Genomic DNA, 24,924 nt, shown 5'->3' with positions numbered 1-24,924 from the left:
AGAGTTATAGCCAAAGGGGGGAATTCAGCAATGCTTAGTGTAAGGAATTTAAGCCAATGCAGGCAAAATCGTTTGCAGGGGAGGTATTTCGCTGGAACCGCATTTCGTGGGACAATTAAGTCGATAGTACCCTAGACGAACACCTAGACTCAGTTTCTCTTTTTAGACCTCTATTTTTAACCTTTATTTAACGTAAGTAGCCATCCACCACATGTCACATATTCATCCGTCAGATCCTAATCTTGCCTATCGGTTTGAGCAGCTTACGCAATTGTTAGCTGAGCACAGAGGTTTATGGCAGTTTGCTACCTTTGACCAAACTGATTTACCTTGGCGCGAAGATTACCCAGAGCTTTGCGATTGGTTAGATTTGCGATCCGTGAGTGATTTAGCGCAGGCAGATCCCCTTACCAGTATGGCGCCCTATTTACCCTTTTTAAGTGATATAAGCGCGTTGATTGAAGTTGACTCTTTTATTGATGAAGGGGCTAATGTACCCGCTACAAACGCGTCCCTAGGAATGCCGAAGGTAGAGGGTGTGCCGGTGCATTTTAGCCATGGTATTGGCGGGCGAAAGTGGCAGCAGATCACTGCTTTCTATTTTGCACTTGGGGCAGCGCAACAGGCCAATAGCTTTCTTGAGTGGTGTGCAGGTATGGGGCATCTTGGACGTTTACTGGCGTTAACGACCTCTTCGCCAGTAGACAGTGTGGAGTGGCAACAGGCGTTATGTGATAAAGGTCTAACACTCGCGCAAAAAGCCAATGTGCAGCAACGTTTTGTGTGTGGTGATGCGCTCGCCGCCCAAAGTGCAGCGCATTTAACAGATAAAGATTGTGCAGTGGCTTTACATGCCTGTGGCGATTTACACATCAGTTTATTAAAAAGTGCAGCGAAAGCACATACGCCACACGTAGTCATATCTCCTTGCTGCTATCACCTCACGCAAGATGCGCTTTATTCCGCTTTGTCTCATCAAGGGCGAGCGTCACTGCACCTTCACGGGCTGTCTATCAGCAAAGACGACCTAAAATTGGCCGTTAAACAAGTTTCCACCGCAGGCGCTCGCGAGCAAGGTTTGCGCGAGCGCGAGCTGACTTATCGTTTGGGTTTTGATACATGGCTGCGAGATACACTTGATGCCGAGCATTACATACCTTTGCCATCAGTGAAAAAAAGCCAACTGGCCAATGGGTTTAGTGACTTTTGCCAATGGGCTGCACAGCAGAAACAGCAGACATTCGACGCCAATGCTGAGCAAGTAGCGCATTATTTAGCAATAGGCGAACAGCGCCGCGTATTGCTTGCCCGACTCGAAGCGGTGCGCAGCTGCTTTCGCCGTGCGATGGAATTGTGGTTAGTGCTTGACCGAGCGCTCTTCATGCACGAGCAGGGTTATCAAGTAGAAGTAGGCACATTTTGTTCAGGGCAATTAACTCCGCGTAATTTTATGCTGCGGGCTAACCGTAAACAAAAAGTCAGGGTTCAATGATTTCAGTTTTATACGTATTTATGGAAAGAAAGACGCTGCAAAAATCAGCATAAGCTAGTGCAATTTTGATCAATATTTATTGCAAATCAGCTTGAAAATGTTTGGCATAATCTCATTGATGTTATATTATAACGTTCAACTTATTGAGGATTGACCAGAAATGCAAGCAACAGAAAACAAATCGCTATTAGACAGACTAGGCATATGGGCCTCTAGTCTATGTGCGGTGCATTGTTTGGCCTTGCCTATTCTTATCCCTTTGCTGCCTTTGATCGGCGCGAGCTTTTTTGCGCAAGATTGGTTTGAGCGTACTATTTTGTCTTTGTCTATGATCGTAGGATTTTGGGCGTTATTGTCTGGATTCTATCGTTATCACCGCCAAATTTACCCTTTGTATAGTTTAATGCTTGGCGGGATTATTTATTGGAATAAAGACATGTTTGGCGAAACCTATGAGCCATTTACCATTGCCATTGGCGCAATGTTGATTGTTGGTGCTCATGTGGTGAATCTAAAATTATGTCAAAGCTGTCATAGCTGCGAGTCTGAAAGCAGTTGCTCCACTGACTGATATCTTCTTTAACGCGGCAATGAGTGCAGCGTTAATATAAACCGCTAAGTCAATGTAACGCCCTGTTATGACTTAGCGAAACTCCCACCAAGTGTGACTAAATCGGTAATGAACATTTTTGCTTTACCTGGACCGTTACTAAACACACCATCTACGTCCCAGCTTACCAGTTGCGCTAAATCTGCTGGTTGATCAACCGTATACACAAAAAATTTCAAGCCTCTGCGTTTGGCGTCCAATACGAATGCCTCGTCCACGAAGGTAACATCAGCATTGATCGAATATGCCCCTAGAGCTTGCGCAAAACCTGCATAATCGATAGGTTTACTGGCGGTCAATGCACCAATCTTTAAATCAGGCTTATGCTGTTTAATACTGCGCAGCAAATGATGATCAAAAGATGAAACAATGAAATGATCTAACGTGAAATTAAGTTCATGTATGGCTTTTTCAATATTGTCCAAAACCAGCTGAACATCGCTTACGCCTTTTATTTCAATGTTCAGTATGCAACGCCCCGCAATTAGCGCCATGGCTTGCCAAAGAGTCGGGATGCGCTCGCCTAATCCTGCATCAAGCTGCTGCAGAGCTTCAAAACTATGCTCACTAAGCTGGCCTGTGCCACTGGTCGTGCGATGCAACCAATGGTCATGGATTAATAACAGCCTATCGCCATGTTGGTGAACGTCTATCTCAATACCATCGCAGCCCTGTTCAAGTGCTTTGTTGATAGCAAGCAAGGTGTTTTCGGGGGCATCGGCGCTGGCCCCGCGATGAGCAAAAACAAGCATAGAATCGACCTATTTCTTGTGTAATTTCTGAGTGTTAACAGTTTCGTACAAAGCAGCAGATATCACCAATAATCCGCCCACATAAGTTTGCCAGTTGGGTTGCTCGTCGAGCACTAATATGGCCAAGATAACGCCGTACAGGGGCTGCATACACGCGACCAATGAGAAGGTCTTTGCGCGTAAATGCTGTAAGCTGGTGGCAATTAGTGCGTGAGGCACAGCAGTAAAAAACGTACCTAACAATGCCAAATAAATATACGTTTGGCCGCTCGCGTTTAACAATTCTGGAGTAATAAAAAAGCTTAGACAAAAGAAGATCACTAAGGTTTGGTACGCCATAGCCAGCGAACCACTGTAGTGAGAAAAGTATTTCCTGTGACATAAATTGCGAAAGGCATACAGCACGGCTGACAAGATACCAACCAAAATACCTAACGTGACATCGTTCTCTAAAGACACCTCAGGCACAATCAAAAATATGCCAATAAACACCACTAGCGCGCTTAATATATCTTGCCAAACTAAGCGAATACCCTCGAAGAAGGGCTCAATTAAAACCGTTATAACAGGGAACGTGAATAAGGCTATCATGCCAACAGACACACTCGAATACTGCATAGCAGCAAAATAGCTAACCCAATGGGCAGCCATCAAAATCCCCAAACCAATGCCGATGAAGTAATCTTTTTTACGGGCAAGGGACAGCTTACCGCCAGTCATTTTGACTAACGAAAATAACACGACGCAAGCAATTATGGAGCGACCGAAGGTGATATCAGTCGCTGACAGGGGGATCACTTTTGAGAAAAGTGCCGTTGCCCCCAACAAGATAACAGTGAGGTGTAGAGACCACAGGCTCTTTTTAACCGGGTCCACGACTATTGAGTCAGAGTAGCGAAAACATCACCGAGGCGAGTGTCATCTCCAGCGCTATAATCTGCGAACTCCACCATGTCAGGCTCAAAACACGCCACTATGGTTGAACCTAATTTGAAGCGACCTAACTCGTCACCTTTTTTAAGAAAAACAGCGTCTTCACCTTCGCTTGGGTACTGCCAATGAACAACATTTTTACCTACCGGTGGTGACACTGTGCCTGCCCAAACGGTTTCAATGCTGGCAACAATGGTGGCTCCCACCAACACCATGGCCATCTTGCCTTTTGGGGTATCAAAAATAGCCACGACGCGTTCATTACGGGCGAATAAACCTGGTACACGCTCAGCGGTTAACGGGCTAACAGAAAAAAGTTCACCAGGCACATACACCATATCAGTTAGCTGGCCGTCCATGGGCATATGAATGCGGTGATAATCTTTCGGCGATAAATACACAGTGGCAAATTTACCGTTTTTGAAAGCAGTCGCTAATTCAGGTTTACCGCCTAACAAAGTCGTTAGGCTGTAATCATGGCCTTTTGCTTGAAATATACTGTCGTGCTTGATGTCGCCTAACTGACTTACTGCGCCATCTACTGGCATCGCTAAGTCTTGCTCGTTAGGGCAAATAACGCGGGCGTCATCTTTTAAAGCGCGGGTGAAAAACTCATTGAACGAAGCGTAATCAGCGGGGTTTTCACGCTCAGCTTCGGCCATGTTCACCTTATATTGTTTAATAAATAGCTTAATTAACCCAGTGGTTAAGCCACCCGCTTTAGCGGCGGCGAGTTTACCTACTAAGCGTGAAATCAGATGCTTAGGTGTAATGTATTGCAATGCAATTTTTATCGAATCGAACAAAATGAGAATCCTAAAACGAAAAGTTTTTTACCACCAACGATTGTACAGCAATAATTTATTGAGTGGGAAGGATGATAAGCACGAACTGCTATATGCTAGTTAATAATGGTGAGAAATTTTGACGCCTTTGTCGTACGTCGCCAGAATCCTCACCGTATTGTTATACCTTACTGTGCGAAGGACGCTGCTCATCTAAATTTGACAGTATTTTGTGGTAGCTCTCATAGCGTAGCATGCTGATATCGCCTTTTTCTGCAGCCGCTCGAATGATACAACCTGGGTCGTCAGCATGCGTGCAATCGCGGAATTTACACCCACCTATGTAATCTCTAAATTCTTTAAAGCCCCAGGTCAGGCGCTCCATGGGCATGTGCCACAAAGCAAATTCGCGCACACCAGGTGAATCAATCAAATCACCGCCTTGTGGGAAGTGCAGTAACTTGGCTGTGGTCGTGGTGTGCTGGCCTAAGCCAGAGTTATCCGATACTTCATTGGTAATCTCTTTGGCTTCAGGTAGTAATTCGTTGACCAAGCTTGATTTACCTACACCTGATTGACCGACAAATACACTAACCTTGTCTTTCAAACACAGAGCGAGATCGCTGATCCCGGTGCGGGTTTTACAACTTGTGTACACCACGCGGTAGCCAATATTTCGGTAAATTTGTAATTGTTCTTCAACATGTTCACGTTCAGCTGCACTTAACAGTTCTACTTTGTTGAGCAAGATAACGGGTTCTATTCCAACGTCTTCTGAGGCCACCAAGTAGCGATCGATAATGTTTAAAGACAGGGCCGGTATGACCGAGCTCACGATTATGATTTGATCAATGTTGGCGGCCACGGGTTTTACGCCGTCGTAAAAATCGGGGCGCGTGAGCACCGATTTACGGTCTTGTACTATTTCAATTACGCCACTGATGCTTTCAGTGCCGTCTTTGCCTGGGCGAAATAGCACATCGTCGCCACACACTACACTTAGCACGGTGCGGCGGATGTGACAGCGATGAATATTGCCGTCCTTGTCTTCCACGTCGGCATGCTTACCGAAACGGCCGATCACTCGACCGGATTGCTGATCTTCTAATTGATCGTCGGTGGGGGTGGTTGCCGGTTCAGCTAACCGCTTTGTGCGATTATGTGAGACTTGTCGACGTTGTTTATGGGTAAGTTTTGGTTTTTTCGCCACAGGTGAATATCTGCATTTGCTTCTAATATCTAGTATTATGGTAACGTTAGCTCGATCGGAATTATAGCAATTCCGTACAACAACTTAATTTAGCGCGATTTTAGGAGAAACCATGGCGGTGGATGCACAAAACCTTGTTTGGATTGATATGGAAATGACGGGATTGCATCCTGAAGTAGATGTGGTGCTAGAAATAGCCACTATCGTGACGGACGCCAACTTAAATATATTGGCTGAAGGGCCGGTACTTGCGATCCACCAATCTGACGACGTGCTCAACAACATGAACCAATGGTGTATCGACACCCACGGCAAATCGGGATTAACCGAGCGCAGCCGTAAAAGTACGGTAGACGAGCAGACCGCAGTGGCCGAAACCATCCGCTTTCTCGAAAAATACGTGCCTAAGGGGGCTTCGCCATTATGCGGTAATACCATAGGTCAAGACCGCCGCTTTATGGTGAAGTATATGCCGGAGCTTGAAGACTACTTCCACTATCGCAATATTGATGTAAGCACCCTAAAAGAATTAGTTAAGCGCTGGAAACCAGAAGTATTAGAAGGTTTCAGCAAGAAAGGCGTGCATTTAGCACTAGATGACATTCGCGAGTCGATTGCAGAGCTCGTGTTTTATCGTCAACACATATTCAATATTTAAAGTGAAAATACCCGCTTTGCGCTTTTCTTCAGCGTAATGCCGATAAACTGAGCACTCAAGCTAAACAATTTCGTATAAATGCAATTTAGGGCTTGCGTCCCACGCTAGTTTTTGTAAAATGCGCACCCGCTGTTGATGACAGCGGATGATTTTGTCACAAATCATGATGCGATGCGGGAATAGCTCAGTGGTAGAGCACAACCTTGCCAAGGTTGGGGTCGCGAGTTCGAATCTCGTTTCCCGCTCCAAATTTGTAGGTGATAAAGTCAAAAATACATACCAAGCACAACATCAGTATGCGGGAATAGCTCAGTGGTAGAGCACAACCTTGCCAAGGTTGGGGTCGCGAGTTCGAATCTCGTTTCCCGCTCCAAATTTAAGAAATATCTCAACGTTCTGTATGGCTTAACCTTTCCAAGGTTGAGGTCACGATCGAGCGTCGACCGCAAAGCGGTTAGCTGATATGAGTCTCGTTTCCCGTAACGCGGTTATCGCTTCAATTTCAAGAAATATCTCGACGTTCTGCACGGCTTAACCTTTCCAAGGTTGAGGTCACCATCGAGCGTCGAGCTCAACGCGGTTATTCAAACCTAAGATTTCTCCAGGGCCTTTTTATGCTCTGTATATTATCAATTTCCCTGAAAACTTGTGCACACATAAATAGCGCGTCAATAATCCGTACTTCAAAATCTGTACTCCAAAATCTGTACTCCAAAATCTGTACTCCAAAATCTGTACTCCAAAATCTGTACTTCAAAATCTGTACTCCGAAATGTAGTCCGCCAAAATGTAGTGCGCCAAAATGTAGTGCGCCAAAATGTAGCGCTGGCTGTCTCTTGCGCGTTATCTGTGCACCATGGTGAATCATCTAGGTTTAAGGTAGACGAGATAAATCACTGAAAGTATTGTATTTATTATTTTGGCATAAGATTTGTAAAGAGCTTAGCGAGTTCGGGTGATTTTGCCCTCTCAAACAAATTAATTCTGACGACGGCGTCTAGTGTTTCTACTTTTTAGTGGAAAGACTGACGCCGTTTTTTTTTGTTTGTTTGAAAGGTCAAAATTAACGAAATACCCGAACCATTTTAATCACTGGCTAAACACATACACTTAAACGGGGTTCAAAATGGCTTATTTATTACCATCAGAGTTTGCCACCAAAATGGTAGACGCAGGGGAAGCAAAGATATTCATGTCAACACGGGATACCCTCATTCGTGCTTACATGGCAGGCGCTATATTGGCATTGGCGGCAGTATTTGCCATCACTATCGCGGTACAAACAGGGGTGTTTTTGATCGGTGCAATCTTGTTCCCGGTGGGTTTTTGTATGCTTTATCTTATGGGCTTTGACTTACTAACAGGTGTATTTGTTTTGACGCCATTGGCATTGCTCGATAAACGGCCCGGCGTCACCATTCAAGGTGTATTGCGCAACTGGGGATTAGTCTTTATCGGTAATTTCTGCGGTGCGTTAACCGTTGCTATCATGATGGCGTTTATTTTTACGTATGGTTTTAACACTGACCCAGGTGCTATTGGTAAGAAAGTCGCATCAATCGGCGAAGCGCGTACCTTAGGTTACGCTGAGTTTGGTACTGCTGGTTGGTTCACTATTTTCATTCGCGGTATGCTGTGTAACTGGATGGTGTCATTAGGCGTGGTGGGTGCAATGATCTCAACTCACGTAAGCGGTAAAGTTATCGCCATGTGGATGCCTATCTTCTTGTTCTTCTTTATGGGCTTTGAGCATTCCGTGGTTAACATGTTCTTATTCCCTTTCAGCATCATCTTAGGTGGCGATTTCTCGGTGATGGATTACCTAGTATGGAATGAAATTCCAACGGCCCTTGGTAACTTAGTCGGTGGTTTAGCCTTTACTGGATTAACCTTGTATAGCACGCACGTGCGTACCGGTAAAAAACGTGATTTGCCTTATAGCAAACGCTCTGACGTAGCTGCAAGCTCAGTCGCTGAGCATGCATCTCGCTAAGTTAACAGTCGGCCAGCAGTCTATTGCTGGCCTTAAATCTGTTAATCAAGATTACTGTGGTAGTCACAGTGCGAACGATGCCCAAGGTCGATTAAAAGGCCAAGTATTAGCCATGGCCGATGGCATCGGTAGCAGCAGCGTTAGTCAAGTGGCGAGTAAAGCCGCAGTGAACAGTTTTTTACAAGACTACTATGCAACCTCTGAAGCCTGGTCTGTTGAAACGTCTGCTAAGCGGGTCTTGCAATCGATTAACGCTTGGCTGCACGGTTACACCAAGCAAAGCGAATTTCGCTACGATATAGAGAAGGGCTATGTTTGCACCTTCAGTGCCATCATCTTTAAAGAGCGTACGGCGCACATTTTTCACGTGGGTGATGCCCGCGTCTACTTATTACGTAACGGTGTGCTGGAACAACTGTCGAATGACCACCGCCAGTATGCTGCTCAAGGGCAAAGCTATTTGAGTCGAGCACTGGGCATGCATAGCCAGTTAGACATCGATTATACGAGTGTGGCACTTTGCCAAGAAGATGTATTCATTCTCTGTACTGACGGGGTGCATGAGTTTCTTCCCCCACAAGATTTATTAACCTCTCTTGCATCAATTCAAACGCTAACTGATCCAGAGTCAATTAATGCGTTAGCACGCGCTTTGGTTCAAACCGCGCTCGATAAGGGCAGCGACGACAATCTTTCTTTGCAGCTCGCCTATATTAGTGAATTAAGCCAAACCCAAGACAAGCCAATAACTGAAGGGATGCTCGCCTTGCCCTTACCGCCTGTACTACATGTCGGTGAGCAGTTGGATGGCTATAGAGTAGTACGTTCATTGCATGTGTCTGCCCGTAGTCACGTGTATTTAGTTGATGACGAGAGAACGCATAAGCAGTGGGTTTTAAAAACACCCTCTGTCGATTTGTCCGATAGCGATGAGTACTTAGAGCGCTTTTGCCTTGAAGAGTGGATAGGCAGGCGTATTCATAACGCACACGTGTTGCACGTACCTCCTGCAGAGCACCCCAAACAGTATATTTACTGCGTCGCTGAATATGTTGAGGGTCAGTCTCTGAGCCAGTGGTTAACGGACAACCCTAAACCTGATTTAGAAGTCGTGAGAGGCATTATTGAGCAGGTGGCCAAAGGGCTACAGGCATTTCATCGTCTGGACATGCTGCATCAAGATATTCGACCTGAAAACATCATGATCGACAGAAAAGGCACGGTGAAAATTATCGACTTTGGCTCAACCACCGTCGCAGGCTTGCAAGAAATCGGTCAAGGTTGTGGTAACAGTGAACTACTTGGCACCGCACTTTACATGGCGCCTGAATATTTTTTGGGTGACGTAGGCACATCACGTTCAGATATTTTTTCGTTGGCAGTATTGGCGTATCACATGTTAAGTGGGCGTTTTCCTTATGCTACTCATGTCGCCAAAACTCGTACCCGAGCACAGCAAAACCGCCTTATTTATCAGTCTGTGCGTGACGAAAAAAGCCCAGTACCGGCGTGGTTGGATGCAACGCTCGCTAAAGCGTTAAAAGTGGACCCTTTCAAACGGTATGCCGAGCTTTCAGAGTTTATACACGACTTACGTCACCCCAATGCCGATTTTGTGCGTCAATCGAAGCCGCCCATTATGCAGCGAAACCCGGTGGCATTTTGGCAAGGTACGGCATGTGCGTTACTTATCAGTAACCTTTACTTCATTTATCTATATTTACAGTAATTTATAACTTAACCAACAACTTAAGAAACAAGTTAGATTCTTATTTAGGAGAGAAACAATGCAAAGCAGAGAGCAAGTTACCCAAGCCATATTGGTCGCAAAAGTACAAAAAGGTATTACGTGGCAAGACGTCGCAGAAGCAGTGGGTCAGTCAAAAGAATGGACCACCGCAGGGTGCTTAGGGCAAATGACATTTAATTCAGAGCAAGCCGGGGTCGTGGCCAAGTTATTTGATTTAGACGAAAATGCTGAGGCGTGGTTACAGGTCGTGCCTTACAAAGGCACTTTCACGGAGGCGGTGCCTAGTGATCCGTTGCTTTATCGGCTATATGAGATGATCAACGTATATGGTTCGACCATTAAATCCCTGATCCACGAGGAATTCGGCGATGGCATTATGAGTGCAATTGATTTCTCAATGGATATTCAGCGAGAAGAAAATAGCGCTGGTGACAGAGTCAGCATTGGCTTGTCAGGTAAATTCTTGCCCTATAAATCTTACTAAATGAAGCTGCCCCTTGGGTGCATAACACCCAGGGCGCTTACTTAGCTCTCACTTCGTAACTGATCTACTGTTTCACTGACGTATTTCGCCCCTGTTAGCACTTCTTCGATGATCGTCGCTGCTTCTTCAACTTGCTTGGCACTTTGCAAAGACTGCTGATGAATGTCGCCGATGCTGTCTTTCGCTTTTTGAGTCAGGGCACTGTTGTTTGTTACCAGTTGCTCAATACCTGCAGTTGAACTCACAGTGCGCGCCGCCAGCGTGCGTACTTCATCTGCCACCACCGCAAAACCTCTACCGTATTCGCCTGCTCTGGCTGCTTCGATAGCCGCATTAAGAGCCAGTAGGTTGGTTTGATCAGCGATTGAACTAATGGTCGTTACTATTTTTGATATTTCCTCTGAGCGTTTATTTAATTGCTCAATTAAATCAGTGGAAGTCAATGTACTGGTTACGATGGCATTCGATGTGTCAACTGTGCGTTGCAAGATCACTGCGCCATCTTTGGATATCTTAGCGGTCTGCATGGATGTGCTGTAGGCTATCTCTGCGGCTTCCTGTGTCGCCAGTTGCTTTTGAATGCGAGAAGTGATGTCGGATGCAATCTTAACAACCTTGATGACTTGACCTTGCGCATTCAACACAGGGTTGTAAGTGGCTTCTAGCCATATAGTGCTGCCATCTCGAGTGAGGCGATTAAACTGCCCACCTTTAAATGTACCTTGTTCTAGTTCGCGCCAAAAGTTGGGATTTTCTTGGTAGAAGTCTTCTGTACAAAACATGCGGTGATGTTTACCTACAATGTCTTTTTCACTTGCGTAGCCCATGGTGTGAATAAAGTTTTCATTCGCGCTGATGATCTCGCCTTGTGGCGTGAACTCAATTAAGGCACTGGAGCGGTTGAGGGCTTCAAAAATAGCGGTCTGACTATTTAAGTGCTCTTTTTCAACCGTGATGTCATTGGCTATTTTGACAATACGTACTATTTTCCCGTTTTGTTCTACTGGGAAATACGTGGCTTCAAGCCATATATCTGCGCCGTCCTTGCGCTTGCGTAAAAATGTGCCGCTTGCACTTTCCCCTTGTGCAAGATTTGCCCAAAACGAGCGATACTCAGGCGAACCTGATTCCATCGCACTACAAAACATGCGGTGATGTTGCCCTTTAATTTCGGCTAAAGAATAGCCAACTGTGCTTAAAAAAAGCGAATTTGCATCTAGGATCATGCCATCTGTATTAAACGAAATTGTGGCGCAATGGCGCTCCAAAGAATGGATAAAACAAGATTCGAAACTCTCTGGAATGGGAGTGTCTGCTTTTGCTGTTGAACGGGAAAAAAACATAGTCACCAACCTCTATTACATCATTAAATAATATGGAAAAATACTTACCCATCACTACTGGTGATGCTAAATGTTATAGTATATTAATACGCCTACTTTTAGCGCGTGTATTTCACCTAAATGCAGTTAAAATGGTGAGGTAAACCGATTTTGGTTATTTCCACTACTTTCCAAGGTTTGTGCAGTTTTTATACTTATAGAAGGCTCATTTCAGAGGGTTTGCCACGGAGTTGGCTCATTAATACACCAGATCTCCCTCTTCTAGAGCAGAAATAAAGGTGATAATGTGTAAAAAACTCATCAAGTGCAGGATGTATACATCATGAAAGTTATGAAATTTATCCGTTATCTAGTTTTAGCCTCTGGCTTGCTATTACCTTTTAGTGCTTTTAATCAAGCAGTTGCACAACAAAATTCGGTTGATAAATTTGCCCCAGGTTTCTATCGCACTCAGCTTGGTCAGTTCGATATTATCGCCCTTAATGATGGCACCGTTGATTTGCCTATGGATGCATTACTGCATCAAGACAGCAATACGACAAAGCAACAATTAGAAGCGGCATTTTTATCAGTACCAACGGAAACCTCAGTCAACGGTTATTTGATTGATACGGGTGATGAACTTGTACTCATCGATGCAGGTGCGGGTAACTTGTTTGGCCCCACATTGGGAAACATTACAAAAAGCCTAGGTGCAGCGGGATACTCCCCGAGCGATGTTGATCACATATTGATCACTCACTTACATCCTGACCACGTTGGTGGTTTATCAAAAGACGGTCAGCGAGTGTTTCCCAATGCTACGGTTCATGCGAACCAACGGGACATTGATTTTTGGTTAAGCGATAAGGAAATGAGTAAGGCGCCAGAGGCGAATAAAGGTTTTTTCCAAGGCGCGATGGCGTCTTTAAATCCTTACGTGAAAGCCAATAAGATCAGTGCATTTGACGCTAGCGAGCAAATTGTAAAAGGGATTAAGACTGATGCGACTCACGGTCACACGCCAGGGCACACATCTTATCTTGTGCAAAATGATGGTGAGGAAATGTGGGTTATTGGCGATCTTATTCATGCAGGGGCAGTACAATTCCCACATCCAGAGGTCACCATTGATTTCGACTCAGCTCCTGAGCAGGCTAAAAAACAGCGTGAACGGATTTTTTCTCTCGTTGCTAAGAGTAAAGCGCTGATGGCGGGGGCGCATTTGCAATTCCCGGGATTGGGTCATGTGCGTGAAACGAAAAGCGGTTTTGAATGGGTACCTGCGAATTATCGCCGCTTACATTAGTTATGTGCCAGCCTTGGTGAACGTTCGTAATCAAGGCTGGCTAATTAAAACACATGATCAAAATGCTTGATTGTTCACGTTTTTCTGTACGTGTACGCCGAGCCGCTTTGCCAATCGTGCAAGGTTGGCCCTGTCCATCTCTAATTGTTTAGCGGCCAACGTCCAATTGCCTTGATGCTCACTCAAAGTGCGGCTGATCATCTGAGCTTGAAAAGCTTCCGTCATTGTTTTAAGACTCTGTGCTTCGCTACTGCCTAATACTTCCCTCACTTGGATTGGTTGATTCAGGTTGATCTTTGACGGCATTCCACGCTCAAAGTCTAAATCTTCTGTGCTAAGTGAGATAATGTTGTGTTGATTCTTACTGCGCGTTGCCTTCAAAGAGGCACGACTGATGACGTGTTCTAATTCCCTTACATTGCCAGGCCAAGAATAGGCAATTAGGGCCTGTTGTACGTCGTTTGGGATTTTTAGTTGGCGAATACCTAGCTTGCGAGCGGTCACTTCTAAGAAATAACCTGCGAGTAACAATACGTCATCTCCGCGCTCTTTTAGTTCCGGCACGTTGATAGGGTACACGGAGAGGCGATGATAAAGATCAGCTCTAAAACGCCCAGTTTTAACTTCTTGTGCTAAGTCTCGGTTAGTCGCGGCTACTACGCGTACGTTGACTGTTGATACTTGATCCTTTCCTACAGGCTGAATCTCGCCACTTTGCAACACGCGTAATAATTTACTTTGCACGCTTAAGGGCAATTCACCAATTTCATCTAAAAATATCGTGCCTCCATCGGCTAATTGGAATTTGCCGGCGCGCTCTTTTTCGGCGCCGCTGAACGCACCTTTTCCGTGACCAAACAATTCACTTTCCGCCAAGGTTTCCGGAATCGAGGCACAGTTAACGTGCACCAAAGGCTGGGTCCCTCGATTAGAACGTTGATGCAATGTTCGGGCAACCAATTCTTTACCCACGCCTGTTTTGCCCAATATCAGCACAGTGTAGTCAGAGCCCGCGACCAACTGAATATCACTTTTAAGGGCGAGCATACTAGGACTATTGCCGATTAACTCGCCACCATCTCGTGTTAGTGCTTCGTTCGTAAGTTCTTGCACTAAATCGTGTGCTTGTTGTGCGCGCTGTTCCAACCCACTCAGTTGCATAGCCGTTTTCAATGTGGCGGCTGACAGCGCAGTGATTAGCTGCAATGTTCGCTCGGGGATTTCTGAAAAGGCTTCAGGGCTGAGACTATCAAGGGTCACGACGCCCATCAGTTGATTGTCGCTATACAAGGGCAAACCCATACACGAATGCACGGGTAAGTCGCCTTCTTTTGCGAGCAACAAGCCATCGTAAGGATCAGGTAATGGGGAATCTGATGCAAAGCGCACCGGCTGACTTCCTGAGCAAATGAGCGAAAGGCGAGGGTGATCGCTGAGGTTAAAACGCCGCCCAAGAGTATCGGTTGCCAGCCCTTGTATTGCCAATGGTTTAAGTTGTTCGCCTTGGTAGACCAACAATACAACTGCATCGCAATTAATTGCTTTTCTAATCGAGGATAGCAATCTGTCGAACCTATCTTCATTGGTGATGCTGTTGGCGAGATCTAATGCCACTTCTAACAGAAGCGTTGAATTAAGTTCCATCATAGGGGCTCCACTGGGCAATGCTGATGTGCAGATGACAATAATGCCATTAAATGTATCAAGTCATAAAGACTTTTTAGAGTCTTTATGACTCATAATTAATAGAGTCAATATGACTCTTTATGACAGGGTTAATATTTAAGTAATTGATAATATTATAGTTATTGATTGGCATTAAAGGTGCTATCTAAAGTGTATCTCTGCTGACGCAGAACCAAAACAGGTTTTGAGCAGCGCACTCTGGGGGCACTGATGAATAACGTTATCGCAAATGACATGACTAATACCCAAATGACCAACGTAGGCATGACCGACATAGCCACTTGGTACATGGACGTTGTCAATAACGAGAGTGTATCCAAGCGCTTTGGCGCATTGTTCACGTTTGCGAATATAACCTTATCGGTGTCTCTGGCATTGCTCATGGTATGTATCGCAGTGAGTTACCCCTTATCGCACTTTTTTTCAATGCCAATTCAGGTGGCAAGCCATCTTATGATCATTGTCAGCGCTAGCGTGCTGAAAGTCGCTTACGTGGTGCGGTGTATTGCGCAATATGAACAACATAAGCGGGTGCTCTAGATGACGAAAACAGCAGTATCGAAGAAGCGCGCATCGAGTCAATCTTCCATCCAGTTTGCCCAACCCGCTGAGCCCTTGAGCAAAAAAGAAACCGCACTGGGGTTGCCTCAGGCCGCTGTATGGTCACTCGCCTTTCGGCCATTCTTCTTGCTAGGGGCGCTTTGGGCTGTCATTGCCTTGATAGTGTGGGCATTGTGGTTTAGCGGGCATGGGTCACATTCTTTCGTATTGCCACCTTCTTTATGGCATGCCCATGAGATGGTATTTGGTTTTGCCGCAATGATTGCCGTAGGCTTTCTGCTGACCGCTGTGCAAACCTGGACAGGGCTTCGCAGTGCTCATGGTGTATGGCTAATCATGCTAAGTGGACTGTGGATTGTCGCACGGATAAGTGGGGTATCCAGCGCCGCGCCGTGGGGCCTAGGTTTTTTCATATGCAGCCAATTACTATGGTGGCTGGGTGTGATTGGATGCTTCAGTTATCTGGTCATTAAAGCAAGAAATACCTCTAATTACATACTCATCGCTTTATTGGGCGGTCTGTTTAGCCTAAACCTCATCTTTTTTGCGCTCGTCAATGAGCAGGCCTATGTAATGGCGTCGCAGTTGGTACAAAGTGCGGTGCTCTTATTCTGTGTGTTAATCACGGTTATTGGTGGCCGAGTGATCCCTTTTTTCACGGCCAGAGCCTTAAACCGCCCGCAGGTAAAACACCCTAGATTCGATTTAGTGCTGCTGGTTTTTTCTCTGCTGGCGGTTGCACTTTTTATCATTCAATTTTTTACTCCTGTTTCTACTCTTACTGCAATCGTTTTGGTTGTACTTGGTGTGGGACATCTTTGGCGCTTGGGACAATGGTTTGCCCAGGGCGTTTGGGCGGTCTCATTGTTATGGTCACTGCACTTTGCATACCTTGCCATGGCTATCGGCTTGTCTCTGGTGGGGGTAAGTTTATTGACTTCCTGCTTACCCTTAAAAGATAGCTTGCACTTAATCAGTATCAGCGCTATTTCGGCCATGATCTTAAGCATGATGTCGCGAGTGTCACTGGGACATACAGGGAGGGCGTTAGTCGTATCCCGCGGTATAAGTGCTGCATTTGCTTTACTTTTAGTCGCAGGTTTCGTACGTGTATTCGCATCGCTTAGCGAGCAGGTACTCCTTTTTTGGCAACTTAGTGCATGGCTCTGGTCAACAGCCTTTATTCTGTTTTTTGTGTATTACTGGCCCGTGTTAACCAAGGCCAGAGTCGATGGAAAACCAGGCTAAAAAGGCTATCTAGACCGGTATACAACGACGTTTACTGACCACCATATTTTATTGTTTTTACTCACATCAACATCATTCACAGCAAGAGATTTTATATGTTATCCGCTCAAACTATCGCCACTGTTAAAAGTACTGTTCCCCTTTTGGAGTCCGCCGGCGTAGCCATTACCGATCATTTTTATCAACGTATGTTCCGTTTAAATCCTGAGCTGAAAAACATATTCAATATGGCGAATCAGGCCAATGGCCGTCAGCAATTTGCATTATTTAATGCGATTGCCGCTTACGCAAAAAATATCGATAACTTGAGCGCGTTAGGTGAGGTTGTTGAGCGGGTGGCACACAAACACACCAGCTTTTTTATTCAACCTGAGCACTACGATATTGTGGGCCACCACCTTATCGAAACGCTGCGGGAATTAGCCCCTGAAGCCTTTACCCCTGATGTAGAGCAAGCTTGGGTTGAGGCTTACGGCGCGTTGGCAGGAATATTTATCAACCGGGAAGAAGATTTGTATAACCTAACTGAAAAAGCGCACGGAGGCTGGTTAGGAACGCGACAATTCACAGTGCTAAGCAAAACGCCGGAATCGGCGTTGGTCACTAGTTTTGTATTATCGCCGGTGGATGGCAAACCTGTTGTAGGTTATAAACCTGGTCAATATTTGGGGGTCAAAGTACAACCGAAACACGTTGAGTTCTGTGAAATGCGTCAGTACTCGTTATCAGACAAACCTAATGGTGAAACATACCGTATCAGTGTTAAGCGGGAGCAGGGGGAAGTTAAGGGTTTAGTTTCAAATCATTTGCATGACTCTGTCGAGCAAGGTGACGTGATTGATGTATTGCCACCAGCAGGCGACTTTTTTCAGCAGAACCAACATTTGCCTACTGTACTTATTTCAGCTGGCGTAGGCTTAACGCCGATGATGTCGATGCTGGAAGCGACAGTTGAGAGCCACCCAACGACGCCAATACATTTTTTGCATGCGTGTGAAAACCCAGAGCAACACTCCTTCATCAAGCGAGTTGCTGAACTTGAAAAAAATACACCACAACTTAGCACGCATACTTGGTATGCAAGCCAAGCACCTAAGGCTGACAGCGTCACTACTGGCTTAATGTCACTAGCGCCCCTTGGGGATGATTTGCCTATCAGTAGCGGTCATTTTTATGTTTGCGGCCCCACTGGCTTTATGGCATTTGTCAAAAAACAATTGCTCGAGTTGGGTGTTAAAGACGCACAGATCCACTACGAAGTATTTGGTCCACATAGCGATTTATAATGGAAAGTGCTGATAGCAGCGTATACGTAAAATTGCGTTGCTATCTTTTTTAGTACAGCGCTGTATCGATTGTCATTTACGTAGCTTTACGCCCAGAGTAACTGGTAAAAGCACTTAGGCGCTGAAACCGTTTAGCGGCTAGCTTGATACTGTGTTAGTTAAACTTTGGCTGCATATCCCTGTAGTGAAGGTATCGGTTTACCGCGTAAAACTGCTGCTTTTCATATCTCTGATTCATAAAAAACTGAATAGTTATGCACGATTAACCACTTATATTTGGTGCGTATTCCAGTTTAATCGTAGCTAAACCTCAATATTTGCAAAGATTAGTTGAGTTTCATTACACAATGCATCATTAAGGTGCGCTCTAAATTTATCGCTATAGAAAACCACAATTAGTGCATAAATATCTGCATAACGCAGATTTTCGGCGCTTTTTTCACTCGGACTATGCACTAAAGTATCAGAAAAGCAGGCATGAAACCTGCTGTGCTAGCTGGGATTAACATCGAATTACGCAACTGTTCACAATTAAAACCGTTCACTACAAAAAAGAGAAACACATACATGGCGATCACTAAACGCTTCCTAACAAAACACACATCAATTGCTTTGGCAGTTTCAGCCACGTTTGCGCCAATCCCATCGGTTATGGCGCAAAGCGCAGAGAATGGAATTGAAACTATCGAAGTCACAGCGACACGCCGCGCTGGTTCATTGCAGGAAGCACCGTTGAACATTACCGCCCTGACTTCTGATACCTTGGCTGAGCAAAATATCGCCGACTTAGACGATGTAGCCCGCTGGGTTCCGGGTTTAACCATTACTGATCAGGGCGGGCGTAATGACTCTCCTATTATCGTACGTGGGTTAAATACCAACTCTTCAGGCCCAAGTTCAGACGGCGGCACCGTATCAACTTATGTGGGTGAAATTCCCCTATTCATTAATATGCGCTTGAACGATATTCAGCGCGTTGAAGTATTAATCGGTCCACAAGGTACCCTCTACGGCGCCGGCACCCTAGGCGGAGCCATTCGTTATTTGCCTAATAAGGTAGAGTTAGATGTCACCTCTGGTGAAGTCACAGGCAATGTGTTTAGCGTAAATGAGAGCGATAGTGTCGGTGCAGAGGGGGGCTTTGTTTTCAATACCCCTTTGATTGAAGACGTGCTTGGCGTGCGTATGTCGCTAAACAAATTCCATGATCCCGGTTTTGTTGATTATAACTACCTAGTGCGTGAAGGTGGGGTTTCCATTGCTGATCCTGATTGGACAGATGCAAGGGATGTTGACAGTAACCTGCGCTCGAAAAAAGATGCTAACGGCGAAGATACCCTTTCAGGCCGCGTTGCCCTGCGCTGGACACCCACCGAAAACATTGACGCCACACTGACTTATATGTATCAAAAGCAAGAAGTGGAAGGGCGCTCTATTGTTCATTACAACGGATTATCGCCAGATAATGGTTTGAATGACATCATCGGAAAGTACGAATCAGCTTATCGCTACGAAGAGCCCCGTGAAAAAGAAGACGACTTGCTCAGTTTAGAGCTCTCCGTTGATTTGGGGTTTGCTGAGTTGGTCTCCGCAACAGGCAAATCCACGTTCGAAGCGGTTGGTCAGCGAGATCAAACCGATTTATTGATCCGCCTTGCCTATAGCTACGAAGAGTTTCCTGCGTTTTCGAGTTACACCAGAGAAGAAGACAATCGAGATATCTTCACTCAAGAGCTACGTTTGGTATCTAAAAATGATTCTGACCTAAGTTGGATCGCGGGTGTTTTTTATAACAAGATTGAAAGCGACGGCAGAAGCTTAGAGTTCACGCCGAACTTCGATGAATATGCGATAGAGACGTGGGAAACAGGAGGCAATTTACGTACTGATGATCTCGAATACATATCGTTTGATGAAACAGAAGTAACTGAAAAAGCCCTGTATGGGGAAGTAAGTTATGCGGTCACTGAGCAATTAGATATCACCTTAGGGGCTCGTTTTTATCAATACGATTTAGAAACCGCATCTGACGTTGATTTACCTTTGTTGTATACCTCTATTTCGGTTGAAGAAGGTGCTGAAGACTTTAGGCAAGGAGATGAAATTATCTTGATCCCCCTTGAAAATGAAGCCGACGACAGTGGGAGTTTGTTTAAGTTTAACGCCAGTTATCAAATTACGACTGATGTGATGGGGTATGTCACGGTCAGCGAAGGCTTTCGTATTGGTGGCTCAAATGGTGTGGGGGCTTGTCCTCCCGACTTATCAGGGGATACACAAGAAGTCTGCGCTTTACCCGATGAGCAAATTTACGCACCTGATACCACAACCAATTACGAACTTGGCTTGAAAAGCACATGGCTAAAAAACAGATTCCATTTCAATATGGCCTTGTTCAACGTGGATTGGGATGACGCTCAAGTCACGGGCACCACGGAAAATGGTCAGCAGACTATTTTGGTTAATGCCGGCAAAGCTAATTCAAAAGGCGTTGAGATGATGTCACGCGCAATTTTTAGCGATGAATTCAGTGCCTATGCCACTTATGCTTACACCAAAGCTGAATTGACCGAAGATGTAGCTCAGTTGTTCGATGACTCTGATGGCCTTGACGGCGATCGCCTACCAGGTTCGCCGGAGCACCAGTTCTCCCTTGGAGTTAAATACTCTACAGAAGTGTTTGGCGATAAATTATTAGATGTGACCTACGGCCTAACGGCGCAAAGCGATATTTACTCTAAAATAGGCCTGCACGAATCTGGCGAAATTATTTCAGGATATGCGCTAAGTAATTTAAGCGCGTCTTTGTCTGACGAAGATTGGTCGGTCACCCTTTACGTGGACAACCTCTTTGACAAATACGCCGTGAGCTCATCACGAAATGATTTGGGTGATATTGGTTTGGCGGTAGCCCCTGATACTAACTCGAACCGAGGTGATATATTGCGTTACTATGGTCATTACTTAGAGAGACCGCGCACAGTTGGGCTTAAATTTAATTACCAATTTGAGATGTAGTTTAGGCTAAAATTCTTAATGCATAAAAAGGGCGCTGAGTGCCCTTTTTTATAAGTGAACAAAGCAGCCCAGTTCCATATAAAGTGACAAGAAACCTATGCTAGATATTAAGCAACTGCATCAACAAGCCATTTATGCGCTTAATCAGCGTGATTTTGCTAAAGCCCATAGCGTGTGCGTACAGATCGTGAAACAGGATCCATGCGATCACGATGGTTATTTTTTATTGGCTATGATCAACCTCGAAGTCGGTCAAATTGCCAAGGCGATTAAGTTAATTGAAAAAGCGAATGCCATCGCGCCGCAAGCTGAATACTTTGCCTATTTAGCCAAATGCCATTCATTGCGCGGTGAATCACAATCTGTACTTGATGCCACAGCCAATGCGCCTCTTGAACAGCTCAGCAAGCCCCTTGCGCTTGATACACTAGGCGTAGCACTTAGCCGAGTTGGCCAGCATGAAAAAGCATTGGGGTATTTCAGTAAGGCGTTGTCGCTAGATAAACATAATGCGCACTTTTACTATAACGCTGGGGTATCGAGTAAATTCGCAGGTAAGTTTGAGGATGCTAGAGCACATTTTGAGCGAGCCATTAGCATCGCTCCAGATTATAACCAAGCGCACTTTGCTTTGGCAGACTTAGGTGGCATCAGTGCTGATAACAATCATATTCCACGCCTTCGAGCCGCTGCGAAACGCACCAAAACGGTTGATGGTGCCATGCATATTGCCCACGCACTGGCTAAAGAATACGAAGGACTAAAAGATTACACTAGCGCATTTGATGTACTTGAAAATGCCAAAAGCGCGAAGCTGGCGAGTATCGGTTATGAATTTGCTGACGATGCCGCGTTTTTCGATTGCGTAGAGCAAACCCAGCTCAAGGATTTAGACCGCGATTATTCTCAAGCGGGTGATTATGCTAAAGCGGGTGATAGCTCGCACCAGCCCATTTTTGTGATGGGCATGCCTCGTTCTGGCACCACGTTAGTTGAGCGTATCCTAAGTAATCATAGCGAGGTGTTATCAGCGGGAGAACTACAAGATTTTGGCGTGGCAGTGAAAGAGTTAGCCAAAACGCCATCACCCACGGTGTTAGACGTAGAAACATTGCGCAAAGCCATGCAAATTGAGCCTGCAAAAATAGGCCAGCGGTATATTCAACGCACGCAAGCCATAGTGGGAGATACTCCCCATTTTGTGGATAAGCTACCGTTTAACTTTTTCTACATTGGCCTCATTCGTCGCGCTTTACCTAATGCAAAAATCATTTGTTTACTACGAGACCCAATGGATACCAGTGTCGGTAATTATCGCCAGTTGTTTTCACTGAATAGCCCGTACTATGCCTACGCCTATAATTTGCAGAATATCGGGCGCTTTTATAGTCGCTTTCACACGCTGGTACATCAATGGCAGGCCACGGGCACGGATAACTTCAAGCTACTTAATTATGAAGATTTGGTGCGCAATCCTGAGACCAATATTCGTGATTTACTGTCATTTTGTGGTTTGTCATGGCAACAAGAGTGTTTGCATGTAGAGCGCAATCAAGCCCCTGTGTCAACAGCCAGCAAAGTCCAAGTGCGACAACCGATCAATCAATCCTCAATCGGCCGCTGGAAGCATTATCGACAACATACTCAGGCGCTTGAAACCTTCTTTAAGCAACAGCAGATCCCATTTGAATCCTAAATCGCCTCTGCTTTAGCCACCGTACTTTTGGGCACTTATGTGACATACTTTGTGCCCCTGAGCATGCTAGTACGTGTGCTGTGAATCTATCAATGTTCGTATTTCATCCTTGGAGCCCTATGCCCGCCCTTAAACGTCTTGACCAGCTACTGAGTAATTTAGGCTATTGCAGCCGCAAAGAAGCCCGATACTTACTCAAAGGCAAACGCGTTACCGTCAAAGGTGAATTCGCTAAATCTCCCGCGTTAAAAGTTGATCCTGCCACCGTGCGGGTAGACGGCGAAGCCCTTGATGCTCCTGATGGCATTCTCGTGATGCTGAATAAGCCCTTAGGTTATGTGTGCAGTCATGACAATAACGAGGGCATGCGTATTTACGATTTGCTGCCTGAGCGCTGGGAATTTCGAAACCCAAAAATAGTCAGCGTCGGCCGATTAGACAAAGACACCAGCGGACTTATTCTAGTGACCGATGACACCAAGTTAGTACATCAACTCACGTCCCCCAAGCACCACGTAGACAAGGTGTATCAAGTGAGCGTGGATTGCCCGTTGCAAAGTGACATCATTGATTCATTCGCTAAAGGCGTGGTATTGGGTGAAGGGGCTGAGCAGTGCTTGCCCGCGAAAATAGAAATAGTCAGTGAAAATGTAGCGAACGTGACGTTAAATGAAGGAAAATATCATCAAGTGAGGCGTATGTTTGCCGCTTGCGGTTATCACGTTGAAGCCCTGCATCGCAGTCAATTTGGTCAATACAGGCTGCAAGATTTAGCCCAAGGCGAGTGGCAAACGGTTGCTCCTCCAAGTGTAATTTAACGGCGTAATCATGCCTTTTTTCATATGAAACGCGTATTGATATCAAAGCCAATTTAACGAGCGAGATACTCGTAAAATGGGCTCCTTATATCTGAATTAGGCAGATTTATTTAAGCTGAGCGAAATGCTTACTCACCGCGCATTCGTACGCTTGATCAATCCCTGCGTACGCAGGACCGAATACCGAAAGACCTTTCTCGCCAGTGAACTCCTTCGGCGCAGGTAAAATGACGACTGCCAAATTAGCCCCGACTTTGTGATAAGGATTAGTCACAGGTACATTGTTATCCACGTCCAGTACACAAATCAGATCAGGAATGGTTACATCTACTACGCCATTTAAACGCGCCGCCATGTTTTCATTCTTTACATCAATAGCATACGTCGAGCCTTGGTACTGGCTGTGGCCTTGAATGTCGATAGTGCCTAAGGTGAATCCATCTTTGGTCTCAAAATGAAACTGGCTAACGTTGCCGCGAAACGCCACATAGCCACCGGCGCAATCGGCGATGGCATCGGCAATGTCATCTTGTTCTTGAACCGCTAAGCGAATAGCTTGACCGACGTTTAAGGCTTTGCTGATGGTGCCAGGAATCACTGCACCGCGAAGCTGTTCCACAGGTAAAGCGTGATCTATCGCTGCAATGTCATTGCGACTCACCATAGCAAGGGCGCGCACAACACGCTCAGCGCGTTGGTCATCTGCAACGTTTTCACAGATAAAGCACTCACCAAATTCATTAGCCGTCACGATAGGCGCGGCAGGCAAACCATTGAAATAATAGGTTGAGTGAGTGATTTCGGGTACGGCGCGCCCAGCGGGGTCGGCATCAATAATGTAACCGTCTGTCATGGCGGCTAGATAAAAGGAGATAGCCGTATTGGAGCCACCGAGTTCACAGCAAATAGTGCCGTAATAATCATCACCCGTCAGGGCTTGTAGGCGCTCATAGGCTGCTAACATGGGAATACCGCTTGCTCTTGGCAGAGCGGCATATTCTTGCTCTTCTTCCCCAGAAATAGCGGTTAGCGCACCTAGCATATAAGGTGTACATAGCTTTTCACCGTCTGGGACTTCATCGATGTCTACCAAGGTGAAGGTTTTACCCTCAGCAAAGGCGGCTTCAATATAGCGAAAACCTTCGCTGAGCTCACCACCGCCACCGGTGCCAAGTACTGCGCAGCCATGTAATATGTCTGATATGTCTAACCGGGTTAACTGTTTCATGTTTAATCCTCTTTTGCGCTGGGGAAGCATTTACCCAGAGCAATCTGGTGTTTTTTTAGCTGCATAAATATTAGTGATGTGGCGC

The 24,924-nt window shown here is 45.6% G+C and carries 20 protein-coding genes and 2 tRNA genes; 15 read left to right on the top strand and 7 right to left on the bottom strand.

All coding sequences use genetic code 11. From position 1 onward, the window contains the following. The first annotated feature begins 211 nt into the window (after positions 1-211). Entirely contained in the window at positions 212-1,492 is a 1,281-nt protein-coding gene (locus tag PATL_RS17880) for a methyltransferase (protein WP_011576217.1), read from the top strand. A 160-nt stretch (positions 1,493-1,652) separates the two neighbouring features. Beyond that, the gene (locus tag PATL_RS17875) at positions 1,653-2,063 is read left to right on the top strand and encodes a MerC domain-containing protein (RefSeq protein ID WP_011576216.1); all 411 of its coding nucleotides are present in this window, start codon (positions 1,653-1,655) and stop codon (positions 2,061-2,063) included. 65 nt (positions 2,064-2,128) lie between these two features. On the opposite strand, the gene PATL_RS17870 is transcribed toward PATL_RS17875, so the two are convergent. The 4 genes from PATL_RS17870 to rsgA form a co-directional block, all read right to left on the bottom strand. After that, on the bottom strand, positions 2,129-2,854 hold the full coding sequence (locus tag PATL_RS17870) for a glycerophosphodiester phosphodiesterase (protein WP_011576215.1): 726 nt from the start codon (positions 2,852-2,854) through the stop codon (positions 2,129-2,131). 9 nt (positions 2,855-2,863) lie between these two features. Beyond that, positions 2,864-3,730, bottom strand: coding sequence for a DMT family transporter (locus PATL_RS17865; RefSeq protein WP_011576214.1), 867 nt, complete (start codon positions 3,728-3,730; stop codon positions 2,864-2,866). 2 nt (positions 3,731-3,732) lie between these two features. Next, on the bottom strand, positions 3,733-4,593 hold the full coding sequence (gene asd, locus PATL_RS17860) for an archaetidylserine decarboxylase (RefSeq protein WP_011576213.1): 861 nt from the start codon (positions 4,591-4,593) through the stop codon (positions 3,733-3,735). A gap of 160 nt (positions 4,594-4,753) precedes the next feature. Continuing rightward, positions 4,754-5,782 carry a small ribosomal subunit biogenesis GTPase RsgA gene (rsgA, locus tag PATL_RS17855; RefSeq protein ID WP_011576212.1) on the bottom strand — a complete coding sequence of 343 codons (1,029 nt, stop codon included), beginning with the start codon at positions 5,780-5,782 and terminating at the stop codon, positions 4,754-4,756. Positions 5,783-5,894: 112 nt separating this feature from the next. Here rsgA and orn point away from each other — a divergent pair, with 112 nt between their 5' ends. The 6 genes from orn (at position 5,895) to cynS (ending at position 10,667) form a co-directional block, all read left to right on the top strand. Beyond that, positions 5,895-6,440 carry an oligoribonuclease gene (gene orn, locus PATL_RS17850; RefSeq protein ID WP_011576211.1) on the top strand — a complete coding sequence of 182 codons (546 nt, stop codon included), beginning with the start codon at positions 5,895-5,897 and terminating at the stop codon, positions 6,438-6,440. 173 nt (positions 6,441-6,613) lie between these two features. Beyond that, positions 6,614-6,688, top strand: a tRNA-Gly gene (locus tag PATL_RS17845). 50 nt (positions 6,689-6,738) lie between these two features. Continuing rightward, positions 6,739-6,813: transfer RNA gene (locus tag PATL_RS17840), tRNA-Gly, on the top strand. Positions 6,814-7,566: 753 nt separating this feature from the next. Beyond that, positions 7,567-8,433: a formate/nitrite transporter family protein gene (locus PATL_RS17830; protein WP_011576210.1), complete on the top strand. Its 867-nt coding sequence runs from the start codon at positions 7,567-7,569 to the stop codon at positions 8,431-8,433. Then, positions 8,420-10,162 (top strand): bifunctional protein-serine/threonine kinase/phosphatase, encoded by a 1,743-nt coding sequence (locus PATL_RS17825; protein WP_011576209.1) that lies wholly within the window; start codon positions 8,420-8,422, stop codon positions 10,160-10,162. Before PATL_RS17830 ends, PATL_RS17825 begins: the two co-directional genes overlap by 14 nt. 58 nt (positions 10,163-10,220) lie before the next feature. After that, positions 10,221-10,667: a cyanase gene (gene cynS / locus PATL_RS17820; RefSeq protein WP_011576208.1), complete on the top strand. Its 447-nt coding sequence runs from the start codon at positions 10,221-10,223 to the stop codon at positions 10,665-10,667. A 41-nt stretch (positions 10,668-10,708) separates the two neighbouring features. Here the strand turns inward: cynS and PATL_RS17815 are convergent, their stop codons facing one another. Then, a complete protein-coding gene (locus PATL_RS17815) occupies positions 10,709-12,010 on the bottom strand; it encodes a methyl-accepting chemotaxis protein (RefSeq protein ID WP_011576207.1) in 1,302 nt (433 codons plus the stop codon). Between the two features lie 322 nt (positions 12,011-12,332). Between PATL_RS17815 and PATL_RS17810 the strand changes: the two genes are divergently transcribed. Next, complete coding sequence (locus PATL_RS17810) at positions 12,333-13,298, top strand: MBL fold metallo-hydrolase (RefSeq protein ID WP_011576206.1); 966 nt, start codon at positions 12,333-12,335, stop codon at positions 13,296-13,298. 57 nt (positions 13,299-13,355) lie between these two features. Here PATL_RS17810 and norR read toward each other — a convergent pair whose 3' ends face one another. Next, positions 13,356-14,945, bottom strand: a complete 1,590-nt coding sequence (gene norR, locus PATL_RS17805) for a nitric oxide reductase transcriptional regulator NorR (RefSeq protein WP_011576205.1) — start codon at positions 14,943-14,945, stop codon at positions 13,356-13,358. A gap of 249 nt (positions 14,946-15,194) precedes the next feature. On the opposite strand from norR, the gene PATL_RS17800 reads away from it, so the two are divergent. The 6 genes from PATL_RS17800 to PATL_RS17775 all read left to right on the top strand — a co-directional run bounded on the left by PATL_RS17800 (position 15,195) and on the right by PATL_RS17775 (position 23,611). Further along, entirely contained in the window at positions 15,195-15,524 is a 330-nt protein-coding gene (locus PATL_RS17800; protein ID WP_011576204.1) for a hypothetical protein, read from the top strand. Continuing rightward, positions 15,525-16,793: an NnrS family protein gene (locus PATL_RS17795; RefSeq protein WP_011576203.1), complete on the top strand. Its 1,269-nt coding sequence runs from the start codon at positions 15,525-15,527 to the stop codon at positions 16,791-16,793. It begins immediately after the preceding gene. A gap of 95 nt (positions 16,794-16,888) precedes the next feature. After that, positions 16,889-18,079, top strand: a complete 1,191-nt coding sequence (gene hmpA / locus PATL_RS17790) for an NO-inducible flavohemoprotein (RefSeq protein WP_011576202.1) — start codon at positions 16,889-16,891, stop codon at positions 18,077-18,079. A gap of 567 nt (positions 18,080-18,646) precedes the next feature. After that, complete coding sequence (locus tag PATL_RS17785) at positions 18,647-21,097, top strand: TonB-dependent receptor (RefSeq protein WP_041714038.1); 2,451 nt, start codon at positions 18,647-18,649, stop codon at positions 21,095-21,097. 97 nt (positions 21,098-21,194) lie between these two features. Beyond that, entirely contained in the window at positions 21,195-22,793 is a 1,599-nt protein-coding gene (locus PATL_RS17780) for a tetratricopeptide repeat-containing sulfotransferase family protein (RefSeq protein WP_011576200.1), read from the top strand. Between the two features lie 119 nt (positions 22,794-22,912). Next, a complete protein-coding gene (locus PATL_RS17775; protein ID WP_041714036.1) occupies positions 22,913-23,611 on the top strand; it encodes a pseudouridine synthase in 699 nt (232 codons plus the stop codon). Positions 23,612-23,717: 106 nt separating this feature from the next. Here the strand turns inward: PATL_RS17775 and PATL_RS17770 are convergent, their stop codons facing one another. Then, entirely contained in the window at positions 23,718-24,839 is a 1,122-nt protein-coding gene (locus PATL_RS17770) for a DUF917 domain-containing protein (protein ID WP_011576198.1), read from the bottom strand. Positions 24,840-24,924: the final 85 nt, after the last annotated feature.

Source organism: Paraglaciecola sp. T6c, assembly GCF_000014225.1.
Lineage (GTDB): Bacteria > Pseudomonadota > Gammaproteobacteria > Enterobacterales > Alteromonadaceae > Paraglaciecola > Paraglaciecola atlantica_A.
Note: the sequence above shows the minus strand (reverse complement) of the source record. Positions and strands in the feature narration are given on the sequence as shown.

Coding starts and splice junctions, on each gene's coding strand:
- PATL_RS17880 (WP_011576217.1), top strand. CDS start 212: ATGTCACATATTCATCCGTCAGATCCTAATCTTGCCTATCGGTTTGAG.
- PATL_RS17875 (WP_011576216.1), top strand. CDS start 1,653: ATGCAAGCAACAGAAAACAAATCGCTATTAGACAGACTAGGCATATGG.
- PATL_RS17870 (WP_011576215.1), bottom strand. CDS start 2,854: ATGCTTGTTTTTGCTCATCGCGGGGCCAGCGCCGATGCCCCCGAAAAC.
- orn (WP_011576211.1), top strand. CDS start 5,895: ATGGCGGTGGATGCACAAAACCTTGTTTGGATTGATATGGAAATGACG.
- PATL_RS17830 (WP_011576210.1), top strand. CDS start 7,567: ATGGCTTATTTATTACCATCAGAGTTTGCCACCAAAATGGTAGACGCA.
- PATL_RS17825 (WP_011576209.1), top strand. CDS start 8,420: ATGCATCTCGCTAAGTTAACAGTCGGCCAGCAGTCTATTGCTGGCCTT.
- cynS (WP_011576208.1), top strand. CDS start 10,221: ATGCAAAGCAGAGAGCAAGTTACCCAAGCCATATTGGTCGCAAAAGTA.
- PATL_RS17815 (WP_011576207.1), bottom strand. CDS start 12,010: ATGTTTTTTTCCCGTTCAACAGCAAAAGCAGACACTCCCATTCCAGAG.
- PATL_RS17810 (WP_011576206.1), top strand. CDS start 12,333: ATGAAAGTTATGAAATTTATCCGTTATCTAGTTTTAGCCTCTGGCTTG.
- norR (WP_011576205.1), bottom strand. CDS start 14,945: ATGATGGAACTTAATTCAACGCTTCTGTTAGAAGTGGCATTAGATCTC.
- PATL_RS17800 (WP_011576204.1), top strand. CDS start 15,195: ATGAATAACGTTATCGCAAATGACATGACTAATACCCAAATGACCAAC.
- PATL_RS17795 (WP_011576203.1), top strand. CDS start 15,525: ATGACGAAAACAGCAGTATCGAAGAAGCGCGCATCGAGTCAATCTTCC.
- hmpA (WP_011576202.1), top strand. CDS start 16,889: ATGTTATCCGCTCAAACTATCGCCACTGTTAAAAGTACTGTTCCCCTT.
- PATL_RS17785 (WP_041714038.1), top strand. CDS start 18,647: ATGGCGATCACTAAACGCTTCCTAACAAAACACACATCAATTGCTTTG.
- PATL_RS17780 (WP_011576200.1), top strand. CDS start 21,195: ATGCTAGATATTAAGCAACTGCATCAACAAGCCATTTATGCGCTTAAT.
- PATL_RS17775 (WP_041714036.1), top strand. CDS start 22,913: ATGCCCGCCCTTAAACGTCTTGACCAGCTACTGAGTAATTTAGGCTAT.
- PATL_RS17770 (WP_011576198.1), bottom strand. CDS start 24,839: ATGAAACAGTTAACCCGGTTAGACATATCAGACATATTACATGGCTGC.